At 46.8% G+C, this 14,966-nt stretch carries 13 protein-coding genes and 1 riboswitch; of the genes, 7 read left to right on the top strand and 6 right to left on the bottom strand.

Annotated features, from left to right (window positions below; genetic code table 11):
* Window positions 1-116: 116 nt before the first annotated feature.
* The 6 genes from BN8899_RS06415 to BN8899_RS06390 all read left to right on the top strand — a co-directional run bounded on the left by BN8899_RS06415 (window position 117) and on the right by BN8899_RS06390 (window position 8,810).
* Window positions 117-1,607 carry a PepSY domain-containing protein gene (locus BN8899_RS06415; protein WP_082986938.1) on the top strand — a complete coding sequence of 497 codons (1,491 nt, stop codon included), beginning with the start codon at window positions 117-119 and terminating at the stop codon, window positions 1,605-1,607.
* A 174-nt stretch (window positions 1,608-1,781) separates the two neighbouring features.
* Window positions 1,782-1,983: riboswitch (cobalamin riboswitch) on the top strand.
* A gap of 105 nt (window positions 1,984-2,088) precedes the next feature.
* Window positions 2,089-4,473, top strand: coding sequence for a TonB-dependent receptor (locus tag BN8899_RS06410; protein WP_065219417.1), 2,385 nt, complete (start codon window positions 2,089-2,091; stop codon window positions 4,471-4,473).
* Window positions 4,474-4,485: 12 nt separating this feature from the next.
* On the top strand, window positions 4,486-5,526 hold the full coding sequence (locus BN8899_RS06405) for a leucine-rich repeat domain-containing protein (RefSeq protein WP_148375308.1): 1,041 nt from the start codon (window positions 4,486-4,488) through the stop codon (window positions 5,524-5,526).
* Window positions 5,527-5,682: 156 nt separating this feature from the next.
* Entirely contained in the window at window positions 5,683-6,894 is a 1,212-nt protein-coding gene (locus BN8899_RS06400; RefSeq protein WP_065218787.1) for a C1 family peptidase, read from the top strand.
* A gap of 10 nt (window positions 6,895-6,904) precedes the next feature.
* Window positions 6,905-8,212 carry a cobyrinate a,c-diamide synthase gene (locus tag BN8899_RS06395; protein WP_065218786.1) on the top strand — a complete coding sequence of 436 codons (1,308 nt, stop codon included), beginning with the start codon at window positions 6,905-6,907 and terminating at the stop codon, window positions 8,210-8,212.
* 115 nt (window positions 8,213-8,327) lie between these two features.
* Window positions 8,328-8,810 carry a ferritin gene (locus BN8899_RS06390; RefSeq protein ID WP_065218785.1) on the top strand — a complete coding sequence of 161 codons (483 nt, stop codon included), beginning with the start codon at window positions 8,328-8,330 and terminating at the stop codon, window positions 8,808-8,810.
* Window positions 8,811-8,910: 100 nt separating this feature from the next.
* Here the strand turns inward: BN8899_RS06390 and cbiB are convergent, their stop codons facing one another.
* From cbiB to BN8899_RS06360, 6 genes are all read right to left on the bottom strand, one after another.
* Window positions 8,911-9,888 carry an adenosylcobinamide-phosphate synthase CbiB gene (cbiB, locus tag BN8899_RS06385; protein WP_065218784.1) on the bottom strand — a complete coding sequence of 326 codons (978 nt, stop codon included), beginning with the start codon at window positions 9,886-9,888 and terminating at the stop codon, window positions 8,911-8,913.
* 8 nt (window positions 9,889-9,896) lie between these two features.
* Window positions 9,897-10,910: a pyridoxal phosphate-dependent aminotransferase gene (locus BN8899_RS06380; protein WP_065218783.1), complete on the bottom strand. Its 1,014-nt coding sequence runs from the start codon at window positions 10,908-10,910 to the stop codon at window positions 9,897-9,899.
* Window positions 10,911-10,912: 2 nt separating this feature from the next.
* Window positions 10,913-12,388, bottom strand: coding sequence for a cobyric acid synthase (locus BN8899_RS06375; protein WP_065218782.1), 1,476 nt, complete (start codon window positions 12,386-12,388; stop codon window positions 10,913-10,915).
* 33 nt (window positions 12,389-12,421) lie between these two features.
* Window positions 12,422-12,994: a cob(I)yrinic acid a,c-diamide adenosyltransferase gene (locus BN8899_RS06370; RefSeq protein WP_065218781.1), complete on the bottom strand. Its 573-nt coding sequence runs from the start codon at window positions 12,992-12,994 to the stop codon at window positions 12,422-12,424.
* Between the two features lie 59 nt (window positions 12,995-13,053).
* A complete protein-coding gene (locus BN8899_RS06365; RefSeq protein WP_065218780.1) occupies window positions 13,054-13,569 on the bottom strand; it encodes a histidine phosphatase family protein in 516 nt (171 codons plus the stop codon).
* 347 nt (window positions 13,570-13,916) lie between these two features.
* The gene (locus tag BN8899_RS06360; RefSeq protein WP_231932281.1) at window positions 13,917-14,417 is read right to left on the bottom strand and encodes a GNAT family N-acetyltransferase; all 501 of its coding nucleotides are present in this window, start codon (window positions 14,415-14,417) and stop codon (window positions 13,917-13,919) included.
* Between the two features lie 98 nt (window positions 14,418-14,515).
* Between BN8899_RS06360 and BN8899_RS06355 the strand changes: the two genes are divergently transcribed.
* Complete coding sequence (locus tag BN8899_RS06355) at window positions 14,516-14,905, top strand: ribosomal maturation YjgA family protein (protein WP_369800403.1); 390 nt, start codon at window positions 14,516-14,518, stop codon at window positions 14,903-14,905.
* Window positions 14,906-14,966 lie beyond the last annotated feature (61 nt).

The raw sequence follows: 14,966 nt of genomic DNA, 5'->3' as shown, positions 1-14,966 counted from the left end.
ATAGGGATGAAGTGAAGAATTTCTTGAAAAGAGGTTTTTCACTTCTCTCTAAATGAAGAAAGTAAGTGAAACGGAGTTTCGGACCAGTCCGGGGAATTGATATAAATGGTATTGTTATGATTAAATTTTTTATTCATGTTCACCGCTTGCTGGGCGTATTGTTGTGTATTTTGTGTTTCTCGTGGTGTATTTCGGGGATTGTACTTATCTATCATGGTTACCCCCGCGTGGGTCCGGATAAACGTTTGCCCCGGCAGGAAGCCTTGGATAGTGCTCAACTTCCCTCCATGCAGGAGGTGTGGCAGCGTCTGCCTAAAGACGTGTTAGGCAAAAATCTCACGCTCAATAATCCTTACGGTCGACCGGTTTTCCATTACGGTCGGTGGAGGGACATTGAGGACGTATACATGGACACGGCTTACGTGCTGCCGGATAATACTTATCCGCTTTGCGAGGAGCACGCCCGCTTATGGTGTCCCGATCATCATATTGTGAAGGTGGACACCATGCATAAGTTGGACGTGTGGATTCCTTTCGGACAATTGAAGCGGGATTTGCCCGTTTATGCTTTTTATTATGATGGACCGGAGCATTATCGCTTGTATGTGTCATCCCGTACGGGCGATATTCTTCATTTTTCTTCCCGTGAGCAACGTTTCTGGGCATGGATCGGGGCGATTCCGCATTGGTTGTATATTACTTCTATTCGGCAAGATATGCAGTCGTGGAATGCTTTGCTCTACTGGAGCACGTTGGTAAGCATGATTATGTGCGTTGCCGGTGCTTTCCTTGGTGTCCGGGCTTACTGGTTGAACCGGCGCAAAGGGCTGTTACGTTCCCCGTACAAAAAGCAATGGTTTCGCTGGCATCACATTACGGGGTTCTTTTTCGGTATTTTCTTGTTTACTTGGCTTTTCAGCGCTTGGGCGCCGATGTCGTCGACCTTTTCAAGTTTGTTTAAACAGCAGAAGGGAAAAGACATGGCATCCCGTCCCCAGGTATCTGACCGGGGTGCTTTGCCCGCTGAAGCTTATCAGTTGGACTACCGGGCGGCAATAGCTTCGATTGCCAAGGAACACGGAGAGGTGAAAGAGATATCGTGGGGAAACTATCAGGATATCCCGCTTTACAAGGTGCGTACCGTGGATGAGATTTATACGCTGGACGCTTCTGCAGATTCTGTGTGTCCGTTCCGTATAACAGAGGAAATGGTGTATGCTGCTGCCAAGAAATTAGCTGGAGATACGGTTCAATACACGATTAGCAGGATGGAAGAGTATGACAATTATTATATTTCCCGGCGGAAAGGGAGATTACCCCTTCCGGCATACAAAGTAACGATGGAAACGGAAAATAATGATGTTTACTATTTTAATCTCGAATCTGAAAACCCGCAGCATTATGATGACAATGGCAGATGGCGAAGATGGGCTTTCCGGGGATTGCACCGGCTGGATTTTAAGTTCTTGTTGGATCGTCCCGTGTTGTGGACAGTGGTCATGTGGATGTTGTTGCTGGGATGTGCGTTTGTATCTCTATCCGGGATCGTGTTGTCCGTGAAATACATTATCCGATTGATAAGAAGACCCCGGAAATGTAAAGGTTAAAGTAGAGTGAAGGAGTTTTGATCATTTCTTCCGTCAGCCGGAATATCGTGAAGAATCTCTTGCCAGAAGTTCCTGTGTTTGAGATTCTTCATTTCGTTTAGAATAATAAATGAAGATTTTGTCCGGAGGAACGGAAAAAATAGGTCTGGAAATTATAAAATAAGAAAATTGTATTACTTTTGCCCCTGTTTTGGTGTTACACCTTCTCTCGTGGAGGTGATGCTTAATAGGGAATCCGGTGAGAATCCGGAACTGTACCCGCAGCTGTAAGTTCCTTTAAAAGGATTTTGTACTTCAAATGTCACTGGTGTTACAACCGGGAAGGCAACAAAATCCGGAACAAGTCAGAAGACCTGCCGAACAAGATAAACCATAGCTTTCGGGAAAAAAAGCGAGAGGGAAAATACAATTTTACCTTGAAACTCATATTGCCCAGAAGACTATGTTAATAATGCTTTATTCATTATTAATATATAGTTGTATGAAAAAAGTTGTTGTATTGGCATTATTGCTGATGATGTGTATTGGTTCTCTTTTTGCGGAGGACAAAGACAAGCGGAAAAAGAAAAGTATCACGGATACCATTTTCCAGATTGATGAGGTAAACGTGGTGAAAACTAAAAAGACGAATCGGGTTCAGCTATTAAACCTGAATGTGCCTTTACGTTATGTACCCATGACAGTAACTTCTTTGCCGGGGGCGGTGATCGAACGCAAAGGAATGGTAAACTTAGAGGATGCAGTACGTTTTTTGCCGGGAGTAACGATTTCTAATCAACTTGGTCCTTTTAAGGCTTATTCTGTACGCGGGGGACGGCAGGCATTGGTGATGATCGATGGAATACGCGATGACCGGGCTATCATGAACACGGCACCGTTTGGAGATTTGGCTTCAGTGGAAAGAATCGAGGTAATTAAGGGTGCGGCATCCATTCTGGGCGGACATTCTGCCATGGGGGGAATAATCAATATCGTTCGCAAGAAGGTGACTCCTGATTTCACGGCAAATGCCCGTATCAGTTACGGGAGTTGGAATGAGAAACGGGCAACCATGGGATTCGGGGGCAAATTGGTCGGACCTATTGAATACCGGGCAAATTTGCATTACTCCCACGGGGATGGGTATCGGGATGTGACATCCAATCGCTTTTCCGGTTTGGCTGCATTGGGGGCTACTCTCGGGAAAAGCCGGATTGATATGCGTTTCGGTTTTTGCGATGACGATTACACGACGGAAATCGGATCGGCTCCTTATATGCCCGGGGATATGTTTGATGTGGAGACAAATGAACTCGTGTTGAAGAAAGGGGATTTAAATCCTTTTGCCGATTATGACCAGACTTATGGGGATCACGCGAATGATTTTATGAATCGCAAGAATTGGAATATCGATTTTCAATATGTATATAGTTTCTCCAAGAGTTTGAAACTGAAAGAGCGTTTTGCCTTTGACCATAGTTTTATGCGTTATTGTACCGTGGAAGGTATCAGTTACCTGACTTCAAAAACTCCAAGAGATGGTTATAATTACGTTTATTATAAGAAAAATGGAGGTGCGTTGACCCCAACATATGTTTGCCTCGATTCTTTGCAGCGGTCATACCCGTTAGGTTTTTACCCGCGGCATGATACGTGGAATAATACGTTGGAGTTAACTGGAGATCTCGAAACTGGTAGTTTGACCCACCACTATACAGTAGGTTGGTCGTTTGATTTGTTTGATTATTTGCAATATAACGGTTGGACAGAAAAGGAAAATGATAATATTGGTCCCGGAGTAAAAGCTAAATTAACAGTTGTTGATCCACACTTGGTACAAGGGTGGTGGGAAAATCGTGTTTCTGCTGTTACCATGCGTAAGGATTATACGAACGGATTTTATATCCATGACGTGATTGAGTTGAACGAGAAGTGGAAAGTAATGCTTGCCGGACGTATGGATTTCTTCCGTCGCCAGAGTGCCACGGCAACCCCTACCGATAAAGAGCGGCATTACGATAAAGAGAATCGTTCCGAATGGCAGAAGGTAAGCACTTCCGCTTTCACGTATCGTGCCGGAGCGGTATATATTCCCATGCCTCAACTTTCGTTCTATGCTTCTATGGCGTCATATTTTACTCCGAATACGACAATTTATAACCCGAATACGATTTATCTCGATCGTAATGGTAAGGCGTATAATCCGGATACGGATGGCGGAGAGGTGTTTAAACCAACGAGAGGATACCAGGCAGAAGTCGGGATTCGTTACACCTTAAATGATTTTGTTGATTTTAATGCCAGTATTTTTTACTTGCGGCAATTGAATTTAGTGAGAAAGGTCGGAACGCAAAATGTGGAAACGGAAGATGAGAACGGAGAGATCTTTGTGGAAGAGAAAACGATACAAGCCCAAATCGGTACGGCTGACTCCAGAGGATTGGATATGGAGATTATCCTTACTCCCGTGTCGACTTTACAAATTACTGCGGGTTTGGGCGTGTCCGATTATCGCACGCGTGCAATCTTGAAGAGTAGTGCTTTCCCGGATTATGTGGAAACAAGTAAAAATATGCGTACAACAGGAGCTCCCCGTACCACTTTCTATGTTTTTGGCGACTATACGATCCCGCACGGGGTATTTAAAAACTTGTCATTCCATTTGAGTGGTAATTTTGTGGATAAAGTATTCAAGGATGTGGCAGCTCGTACTTATACTCCGGCTTTGTGGTTAATGGATGGAGGTATTTTTTATACTATTAAACGTAACGTGATGTTGGCAGTGAACGTGAATAACTTGTTTAATAAAGATTATTTCACGCAAGGCAACAAACCGGTGAAAGGGATGCCGCGGAACTTCCAGGCATCTGTGTCATATAATTTTTAATATTTGCAGGCTATGAGAAAAATATTTGTTGTAATGCTAATGATATGGGGCGCAATGTTTACTTCTTGCTCCGATAACGTGGACCGGGTGTATGAAGATATGACAACCCCTTGGGAAATATCCATGAGTGTAACGAAAGCTGAAGCGGGAAAAGTTAGTTTTAACTTGTTCCGGGGAAGCTATCTCGGGGCGTTAGTAGATGAGATTAATTGGGGGGACGGGAAAACGGAAAAGCCGGGTAGTATGTCGGTTTACAGTCACGAGTTTGAAGCTGGCACATATACGATTGTCGCGAAAGGGCGAGGACCTGTTTTGTTGTGGATAGCGGAAAAGGATTTGACCTCGCTCGACTTGAGTAAATGTACATTATTAACAGAATTACAATGTTCTGCCGGGAAATTTACTTCTTTGGATTTGAATGATTGCCAGGAATTGACGGCTGTTGTTTGTAAAGCTGCTTTGACTTCTTTGAGTGTGGATGCTTGTAAAAATCTGACGAGCTTGGATTGTAGCAAGAATCAATTGACGGAATTGCCGAAACTCCCGAGTTCTGTAACATCAATCGTGTGTAGTAATAATAAGCTTGTTTCTTTAGATCTTTCTTCATATGATAATCTGGCTAGTATTACTTGTGCGAACAATCAATTGACGGGTTTGAAAATATCCCCAAACGTGACGTCCTTGGATTGTAGCGGGAATAAATTGACCTCTTTGGATTTATCTGCCAACGAGAGTTTGACTTCTTTGACGTGCTCTAAGAATGAGTTAATCTCCTTGAAAGTGTGTACTTCCAATAAGGTATTGGCTTGCCTAACCTCTATTTCTTGTGGAACGAACCAGTTGACAGAGTTAGATTTATCAAATTGCCGGGCTCTTGTGACTGTGTCTTTTGAGAATAATCAAATGGATAAAGATGCTGTTGATGCTGTTTATACACGGCTTTATAAAACGACGAATAGTAAGGCTACGGTAACCGTTTATGGAAATAAATCTGTCGGCACTCCTTCTATAGCTATTGAAAAGGGATGGACTGTGGTTTCCGAGAAAAAATAGTATTTTCCGTGCATAATTAGGAATGAGGTTGTCTGAAGTGAAGTAGGACAACCTCTTCTGTTTATCTGTAGTACAATTTTTGATTGGACGAAAGACAGAATACGGACTTATTGGCTACTTTTGTCAAAAATAAAATAGTCATTATAACATAAGAATATGAAAAAGTTTGTATCGTTTTTATTGGTACTGTTTCTTGTAGCCCGTGTGGGTGTCTACGCGCAAGATACGGTAAAACAGGATACCGTGAAGCCCGAGGGGTATAAGTTCACGGATATCAAGAGATTGCCTGCCACGTCCGTGAAAGACCAGTTCCGATCCGGTACTTGTTGGGCATGGTCTACGGCTTCTTTCCTGGAATCGGAAATGATGCGGTTGGGGAAAGATTCAGTAAACCTTTCGGCAATCTATTTCGTGAAACACGCGTACAGCGACAAGGCTGACAAGTATGTCCGTTTGCATGGCGTGTTGAATTTTGCCGTGGGCGGAGCCTCGTCAGATGTCATTAATATGGCAAAGAAATACGGGATTGTTCCCCTGGAAGTTTTCGAGGGGTTGAATTACGGGGAGCCGAATCACGTGTTCGGGGAGATTGATGCTGTGCTGAAAGCATACGTGGAAGCGGTGGTCGAGAATAATAACAGACGATTGAGCACCGCGTGGAAGAAAGGATTCGACGCGATTCTGGATGTTTATCTCGGCGAGGAACCCGAGAAGTTCGAGTACAAGGGGAAAGAATATACCCCCCGTACTTTTGCCGACGAGGTCGTTGGGTTGAACATGGATGATTACGTGAACTTGAGTTCGTTCACGCATCATCCATTCTACACGGAGTTCGCGTTGGAAGTCGCCGATAACTGGGGATGGGATAAGGTGTATAACATCCCGTTGAACGAGTTGATGCGGGTGATGGAAAGTGCTATCGATAACGGATATACCTTTGTTTGGGGGGCTGACGTGAGCGAGAAAGGGTTTGCCTCAAAGGATGCAGGCGTTGCCGTGGTCCCCACGACGAACACGAAAGAGATGACCGGGGCTGAAATAGCCAAGTGGGAAAAGTTATCCAAAGAACAGCAAACGATGGAAGCATTTAAACTGGCTCCGGCTCCCGAGAAGAAAATCACCCAGGAGATGAGGCAGGAAGAATTCGACCGTTACCTGACGACGGATGACCATGGAATGCATGTTATCGGTAAGGCAATGGATCAGAACGGAACGCCTTATTTTATCGTGAAGAACTCTTGGAATAAATACAATAAGTTCGGCGGGTATTTTTACGCCTCTTATCCTTACATGGCGTTGAAGACGATGGATATACTGGTACACAAGAACGCTATCCCGAAGGATATCAGGAAAAAGTTAGGTATTTAAAAAGGTGAAGATGCAGAAACCACAGGTATTGATCGGTGCGGCAACTTCTGGAAGCGGAAAGACGACTTTCACGTTGGGTTTGTTGCGGTTGTTGCGGAAGCGGGGCATGAAGGTACAGCCTTTCAAATGCGGACCGGATTATATTGACACGAAACATCATGCGATGGCAGCCGGAGAGGAGGCTGTCAATTTGGATACTTTTATGGCTTCGGCAAGACACGTGCGGCAAATTTACACGCGTTACGGGACAGAGTGCGATGTTTGTGTGACGGAAGGTGTTATGGGGTTGTTTGATGGGTATGACAAGATGAGGGGCAGTAGTGCCGAGATTGCCGGTTTGCTGGGGATTCCCGTGGTGCTGGTGTTGAATGCCAAGTCGACGGCTTATTCCGTGGCTCCCGTGTTGTACGGTTTTATGCACTTTCGCCCGGAATTACGTGTCGTTGGGGCGATCTTTAATTTCGTGGCATCGGAGTCACATTACGCTTACCTGCGGGGGGCTTGCGAGGACGTCGGTATCGAGGTATTGGGTTACATCCCTAGGGACGAACGGATTGTCATTCCTTCTCGTCACTTGGGATTGTCTATTGACGAGAGTGTTTGTTTTGATGAATTTGCCGATACCGTGGCGGCGGTGATCGCCAAAACCGTGAATGTCGATCGGTTGTTGGAATTGTGTACGGTAGATTTTCCCGGACAAGAGGTGCGGGAGGAATCCCGGCAGGGGAATAAACGGATAGCGGTGGCTCGGGATGAAGCTTTTAATTTCATGTACCGGGAGAACCTCGAAGCGTTGAAGCGGGAGGGAGAAGTCGTTTTCTTTAGTCCGTTGCGGGACACGGTATTGCCGGAAGCCGATTTGATATATTTGCCGGGAGGGTATCCCGAACTCTTTCTTCCCGGGTTGAGCGGGAACGAGGGCATGAGGCAAGCTCTCCGGGCATACTGCGAAACGGGGGGAAGATTGTTAGCCGAATGTGGGGGAATGATGTATCTGTGTGAGCATATCACGGGTACTGACGGTGTCACGTATTCTATGGTTGGGGTTCTCCGGCAGGAGGCGACGATGGAGCAAATGAAGTTAAAATTAGGCTATAGGGAAGTGGTCTTGGGCGATAAGACAATCCGGGGACACGAATTCCATTATTCCCGGGTAAAGCCGGGAACGGTAGGAGACGCTAATGGGGTGAAAGTGTATAACGCCAAGGGGGAAAAAGTCGATACACCTGTTTATCGGTATAAAAATGTAGTAGCGAGTTACATCCACTTTTACTGGGGAGAAGGCAGAATGGAGCAATTGTTAGATATGTTGTTGTAGATTTCGAGATGACAAATTGTCCGTAAGGGAATATTTCTGCATAGTCGTTGCGTGTGGCATATATTTTGTCTTGTTTCGGTTAGTTTGAAAAAAGTAAATTGTAAATAAAAGAGTTATGATGAACGAAAATTTAGTGAAAGCATTTAATGCTCAGGTGAATGCTGAAATGTGGTCTTCTAACTTGTATTTATCTATGTCCGTGTACTTCGCGCAAAGTGGATATACAGGAATGGCATCGTGGATGAGAGCACAATCTAAAGAAGAGTTGGAACACGCTTATGAAATGATTGATTTCGTGATCAAGCGAGGAGGAAACATCGAGATTGGACAAGTCAACGTGGTTCCCACGGCATGGGGATCTCCTTTGGAAGTGTTCGAGCATGTTTATCAGCACGAGTGCCACGTGTCTAAATTAATCGATGATTTGTTGGATGTTGCTATTAAAGAAAATGACAAAGCGGCACAAAATTTCATTAATGGATTCGTGAATGAGCAAGTTGAAGAGGAAGATACCGCTCAGGCTATTGTGGATCGTCTTAAAATGTTGAATGGGCACAATCTTGTATATATTGATGATAAGTTAGGAGAACGGAAATAGGTATAAAAGAGGGTGATTAAAACTTGAAATAAACCCTAAAAGTTAGACACAAAACTTTTAGGGTTTATTTTATATGGAAAAGTACATTTATAAAAAAAGGCTAGAAAAATGGAAGTGGAGGACAAAGAAGGGTGTAAATAATACAGACGAGGATTACCGTCAGCAGGCACACCGATTGATTCACGCGGGCGGCACGTTTGTAATCCTTGCCGGATAGTTCCCGGTCGTTAACCCCGATATAAGGTTTCTCGACCAGAATCCCGTGGTAGATATTCGGTCCCCCGAAACGGCAATCCAAGATGCCTGCCATCGCGGATTCGGGATAGCCGGAATTGGGACTGGCGTGTTGACGGGCATATCTCCGGATGAAGGCGAAGATGCCTTTCCGGTAACCGGATAACGCCATCAGCAGTGCGGTCAGCCGGGCAGGGATGTAGTTTAAGATGTCGTCGAGGTGTGCGGAACAGCAACCGAAGTCTTTGTAGCGGGCATCTTTGTAGCCGATCATGGAGTCGAGAGTGTTAACCATCTTGTACATCATCATGGTGGGGAAGCCGCCTAGCGCATAGAAAAATAGCGGGGCAACCACTCCGTCGCTGAGGTTCTCTGCCATAGTTTCGAGAACGGCGGTATATATCTTCTTGGGAGGCAATTGGCTGGTATCCCGCCCCACGATCCAGGATAACCGTTTCCTCCCGGCTTCCAGTCCTTGGGTTTCCAGCGTGCGGATCACTTCTCCGCCTTCTTGTATCAGGCTATGGTTTGCCAACCCGTAGAAGACGAAAACGGAGGCGATGATGTAGTAGGTCACGGGATGAATGACCCACGCTCCCCATGCCAGGAGTCCGCCGAGGCAGAGGGTGGCAAGGGGCAATCCGATGGCGACGAGGCAACCTTTCGTTTTACGGTGTCCCCCTTTGTTCAAATGTTGTTCACACCAGCCGATGATGTTCCCGAATGCCACGATGGGATGAGGCAGCTTTCTCGGGTCCCCGAAAAGCAAGTCGAGCACGTACCCGATGACGAGCGGGACGATAAGAATTGAGAATTGAGAATTGAAAATTGAAAATGAGTTCATTTTAAATTCTAAACTTTAAATTCTAAATTTTTCAGAGCTTCCACGAGCATTCGGTTTTTCTCCTCGGAGAGGGTGTTTATCCGAAAATAGTGTTCATCCAGTCCCCTGAAATTCGAGGCTTCCCGAATCAATATTCCATGTTTATCTATGAGATATTGTTTCAGTTCCTTGACGTTATATTTGGTGTGCACGAGGAAGAACGAGGTGCCTGAATTTAAAGGGAGGAAACCATTGATTTCATCCAAATGTTGAACGAATGCTTCTTTGCGTTTCAGCAGTCGAAACGTGTCCGGGAGCAGGTATTTCCCGTTTTTCATGAGGAATTTCCCTACCTCGATGGCGAGAGAATTCACGCTCCACGGGAATTTGAAAGCTTTGATGCGTTCGATCAGTGCTTCGTTACCCAGCATGTAGCCCAGGCGCAGACCGGGGATGGCGAAACTCTTGGTCATGGAATGAACGATCAGTAGATTCGGGTAACGGGACAGCAGTGGTTCGCTGGGTTCTGCCGTCGGGGCGAAATTGATAAATGATTCGTCCACGACGAGTGTCATGTCCGGATAGCATCGTAGGATGCGCTCTATGTGCTCCCGTGTCCAGATGTACCCGTTCGGGTTGTTCGGGTTGCAGATAAACATTAAGTCCGCGGCTTCCGGTTCGAACAATTCGACGCGGGAGAATAGTATATTGTGCCTGTACAGCGTGCAAGCGTCCTCGTATTCCCGGAACGAGGGGATCGGCAATAGCGTTTTTGCCCCCTCGAACGCGTGTGCGATTAAGTAGAACAATTCCGTGGCTCCGTTTCCGGCAATGACGTTTTGAGGGGTCACGCCGTGGAATGCAGCCACCTCGTTGACGAATGATTCGGCAGACGGTTCCGGGTAATGGAATATCGTGTCGATTTGTGTTTTGAGGACAGACCGGATAATATCCGAGTCCCCGTCATACCACACGTTCGTGGAAAAATTGGCTTTTATCTTGTTGCCAGATTTGTAAAGGTCGTCACCGTGTCCGTTAAGCATAGTTATTTTGTTTTAAGTGTGGAGTATATATATTCCATATCAACACATGAACGCACGTGTTGAGCCAGTTTGTCGTATTGTTGGTTTTTAAATTCGGCGTAATCGAACTTCTTGGGTGTGGCGCGGGTTAAGCCTTCTGCCAGGTCGTTGAGTACGATGTCGTTGTCCAGAATCCCGTGGAGGTATGTCCCCCAGCATTTATCGTCGAGCAGGTAACCGTCCTCCTGTCCCTCGTGCATCCGGTTAAGGGGCGACGGTTTTTCCCCGTCGAGCAGCGTGGTGTGTCCCATGTGAATCTCGTATCCCTGGCAAGTTTCCGGGTGGTTCCGGAACTTGAACTGGCGTTGGCGGGTCACTTTTTCCGCTTCCATGACGGTTACTAGCGGGAGGATTCCCAAGCCCGGGATGGCGGGCATATCACCCTCGATCCCGTCAGGGTCTTCTACGCGGGCTCCCAGCATTTGGTAGCCGCCACAGATGCCGATCACTTTCTTGCCGTCCCTGTGTGCCCGGATGATGGCTTCGGCAATGCCGTTTTCCCGAATGTTTTGCAAATCGGCGATCGTGTTCTTCGTGCCGGGGAGGATGATAATGTCGGCTTTGCGGATTTCTTCCGTGTTGTTCGTGTAATAAGCGTGGAAACGGTCGTCCCTTTCCAGTACGTTGAAATCCGTGAAGTTTGACATTCTTTTTAGCAGGACGATTGCCACGTTGATTTTACCGCTTTCCGCCTTCACGTGTTTGGTTTCCAGGGCGACGGAGTCTTCTTGCTCGATATAAATATCCCGGAAATACGGAATCACTCCCACCACGGGAATGCCCGTTAATTCTTGAATCAGTCGGCGTCCCTCGTCAAATAGGGATATATCTCCCCGGAATTTATTGATAATGATACCTTTCACTTGTCGTCTTTCTTCTGCCGACAGCAAGGCGATAGACCCGTAGACGGAAGCGAAGACGCCTCCCCGGTCGATGTCTGCCACCAGATACGTCGCGGCATCCGTGCGGACTGCCATACGCATATTCGTGATGTCCCTGTCCCGAAGGTTCAGTTCCGAGATGCTCCCGGCACCTTCCAGCACGATCGGGTTGTAACGGGCATGCAGGCGTTCGTAGGCGGCATAAGCTTGGTCGAATAGTCCGGCTTTGTTGTTGGACATGAAGTATTCTTTGGCGGACATATTCCCGATGGGCTTACCGTTCAACACGACTTGCGAGCTTTGGTCGTTCGTGGGTTTGAGCAACACGGGATTCATATCGCTTTCCGGGGCTATGCCGCACGCTTCGGCTTGCACGGCTTGGGCTCGCCCGATTTCCAGCCCATCGGGGGTGGAATAGGAATTCAAGGACATATTCTGTGCCTTGAACGGGGCGGGATGATGACCGTCTTGCTTGAATATACGGCAGAATGCCGTGTTGATGATACTTTTTCCCGCGTCCGAGCAGGTACCGACAAACATGATAGACCGAAGGTGCATATATTGATTCTAGATTAGATGATTTCTTCCATTTTAATTGTTTTTCTTCTTGTAAAGAAAGGCTTTCCATCTTTCTTCTTCCGATCCCTCCTTGTCCATTTCCCAGCGAGCCAGGGTGAAGAGCAGGTCGGAGAGGCGATTCACGAAACGGAGAATAAGAGGGGGAACCTCATCAGTTCGGTTGAGCGTCCAAAGGCGTCTTTCGGCTCTCCGGGCGATGGTGCGTGCCACGTGGCAGTGGGCGGAAACCGGAGTGCCTCCCGGCAGGATGAAATAAGTTGACGGGTGTTGCATCTCGTTGTTCATGCGATCAATATGTTGTTCGCAGAACGCGTCGAGGTCTTCCGGTAGTTTGTTCGGGTTTTCTTCACGGATAGCAGACGGGGTTGCCACTTGCGACATCACGATCATCAGCGAGCGTTGCAGGTATGCCAGCATTTCCTGGCGTTCGTCCTGTTCATCCAGCAGAGCCCGTATCACGCCCAGCGATGCGTTCAGCTCGTCGAGTGTCCCGTTTGCCTCGATGCGGATGTCATCTTTGTCAACCCGGCTTCCCCTGAATATTCCGGTAGTTCCTTTGTCTCCTCCTTTCGTGTAAATCCTCATAATAATTGAAAGTTGAAAATTGAAAATTGAAAATGCAGGTTTCCAATTTTCAATTGGGTTTATATTTTAAAGTAAATGCGGGTCGTGTTTTCCATGATGGGAAGATCGATCATTTCGATCGCTTTCTTGCCTTCGAGGTACGTGATGATAGCCCGGTTGAATGCCCCGTGCCCGATGGCTATAATGCGCCGGTCGGGAAAGTTATCTTGCAGGTAACGGATGAAGTCGGTCGCCCGTTGGTAAAGGGCTTCGACAGATTCCACGCTGGGAGGCAGGTTGAGCCAGTCGACATCGTCGAGCCGTTGTCCCGTGTATACCCCCCAGTCCATTTCCCGCAACAGGGGTGTTTGGTGGGGTGTCAGCCCGTGGCGTTTTGCCACGGCTAGTGCTGTTTCGTAACTCCTAGCCAAATCGCTGGACACGACGGCATTAAGCCGTTCGTCCTTCAATATCTCCGCCAGGTTCTCCGCTTGCGCTTTGCCCAGTGGGGAGAGCGTGCCGGGGAGTTGCCCTTGCAGGATGTGTTGTTGGTTTTCCAGGGTTTCTCCGTGTCGGGAGAGTATCAGTTCTATCATCACTCTTTTTTTAGAATCCAGATGACAAAAGTAATAAACAATTTCATTCGATAGATTGAAGAGAGATGAAAATGCGTGTCCCGGGATGAGGACGTCGTGTATCGGGAAATCGGGAATGTGTAGCCTGAAGAATGGCAATTTGCTCTCGCGTTAGGTGACTATTGGGTGACTATTGGGCGGCTTATAGGCGGGTCCGCCCACTTATCGCCTACAGTTTGCCCACTCTTCGCCCACGTTTTAACGAAAGATATGCTTTTTTAACGTGGGTAAAATTTTAGGTATGCCACGTTATTCAAGAACAAACGGGAGGCTACACGGGAGTGACGCGGGCGGTCATCCCCTGTTGTTCACAAGTTTTTTTGCATGATGATGACATCGAAGTCTTCTCCGAATTTGTGTCCCACTTTTTCCAGTCGGGCACATGGCGTGAAGCCGAATTTCTCGTGGAACGAGATGCTTTGCGGTTTTTTAGACGAGATGTCGGCGAGAATGATGCGGATTCCCCGTTTCTTGGCGTCAGCTTCCAGTAGGTCGAGGCACATTTTGCCCGCCCCAGCGTGGGTGTAGTGTGGAAGGATGAAATAGCTGATTTGTGCCGTGTGTCGGAAGGTCGGCAGGGGATGATAGGGACTCAGGTAACAGAATCCGGCGGTGGCACCCGAGTCGGATTCTTTGATGGCGTATGCCGGGTAGTCTTGTATTTTCTCCAGTATTTTTTCAAAGAAAATATCCGGGAGCCGGTGTTCCGCGAAGGCGGCGAAGCTGTTTTCCACGTAGTAGTTGAAGATGTCCATAACCTCTTTCTGGTGTTTGTTCCCGAGTTTCTCGAATGTGATGTTCATTGTCATTCAGATTATTAGTTTGTTCAAAGTTATGGAAAATATTATATAATTGAATGGATTCTTTGTAAATTTGTGACCTGCCGGAAGAGATGAAAAGATACAATATGATGAAAGGAATGCGGTTCAAGTATTTGTTGTTGACTCTGGGAATGATCGTTTTGGGATTGCTTTCCCGGAAGACAGACGTCTGCACGATTGATTTCGTGAAGATGTACGTGGGTGATGTCCTTTGGGCAGCGATGGTGTATTTCGGTTGCCGCTTTCTGTTCGTGAGGATGAGTAGGAGTGTGTCTTTCGGGGTGGCGTTGGTATTTTCATATTTGGTCGAGATAAGTCAGTTGTACCATGCCCCTTGGATAGATGCTATCCGGGGAACGACTTTGGGCGGGTTGGTGCTGGGCTTCGGCTTTTCGTGGAGCGACCTCGTGTGTTACACCGTGGGGGTGCTTTTGGGGGTTGTCCTTGACGTGTTGTTGGTGTGGAAGCGAAAATAAATGTTTTATTTTCCGGAATAATACTTTGAATTTCTTAAAAAAACAGAGAAATTTGCCGCTA

The organism is Butyricimonas sp. Marseille-P2440 (assembly GCF_900091675.1).
GTDB lineage: Bacteria > Bacteroidota > Bacteroidia > Bacteroidales > Marinifilaceae > Butyricimonas > Butyricimonas synergistica.
Note: the sequence above shows the minus strand (reverse complement) of the source record. Positions and strands in the feature narration are given on the sequence as shown.

Excerpts from the sequence above, each read along its gene's own strand:
- BN8899_RS06395 (WP_065218786.1), top strand. The coding sequence starts at position 6,905 with ATGCAGAAACCACAGGTATTGATCGGTGCGGCAACTTCTGGAAGCGGA.
- BN8899_RS06400 (WP_065218787.1), top strand. The coding sequence starts at position 5,683 with ATGAAAAAGTTTGTATCGTTTTTATTGGTACTGTTTCTTGTAGCCCGT.
- BN8899_RS06415 (WP_082986938.1), top strand. The coding sequence starts at position 117 with ATGATTAAATTTTTTATTCATGTTCACCGCTTGCTGGGCGTATTGTTG.
- BN8899_RS06375 (WP_065218782.1), bottom strand. The coding sequence starts at position 12,388 with ATGCACCTTCGGTCTATCATGTTTGTCGGTACCTGCTCGGACGCGGGA.
- BN8899_RS06360 (WP_231932281.1), bottom strand. The coding sequence starts at position 14,417 with ATGACAATGAACATCACATTCGAGAAACTCGGGAACAAACACCAGAAA.
- cbiB (WP_065218784.1), bottom strand. The coding sequence starts at position 9,888 with ATGAACTCATTTTCAATTTTCAATTCTCAATTCTCAATTCTTATCGTC.
- BN8899_RS06405 (WP_148375308.1), top strand. The coding sequence starts at position 4,486 with ATGAGAAAAATATTTGTTGTAATGCTAATGATATGGGGCGCAATGTTT.
- BN8899_RS06365 (WP_065218780.1), bottom strand. The coding sequence starts at position 13,569 with ATGATAGAACTGATACTCTCCCGACACGGAGAAACCCTGGAAAACCAA.
- BN8899_RS06355 (WP_369800403.1), top strand. The coding sequence starts at position 14,516 with ATGATGAAAGGAATGCGGTTCAAGTATTTGTTGTTGACTCTGGGAATG.
- BN8899_RS06390 (WP_065218785.1), top strand. The coding sequence starts at position 8,328 with ATGATGAACGAAAATTTAGTGAAAGCATTTAATGCTCAGGTGAATGCT.
- BN8899_RS06380 (WP_065218783.1), bottom strand. The coding sequence starts at position 10,910 with ATGCTTAACGGACACGGTGACGACCTTTACAAATCTGGCAACAAGATA.
- BN8899_RS06410 (WP_065219417.1), top strand. The coding sequence starts at position 2,089 with ATGAAAAAAGTTGTTGTATTGGCATTATTGCTGATGATGTGTATTGGT.
- BN8899_RS06370 (WP_065218781.1), bottom strand. The coding sequence starts at position 12,994 with ATGAGGATTTACACGAAAGGAGGAGACAAAGGAACTACCGGAATATTC.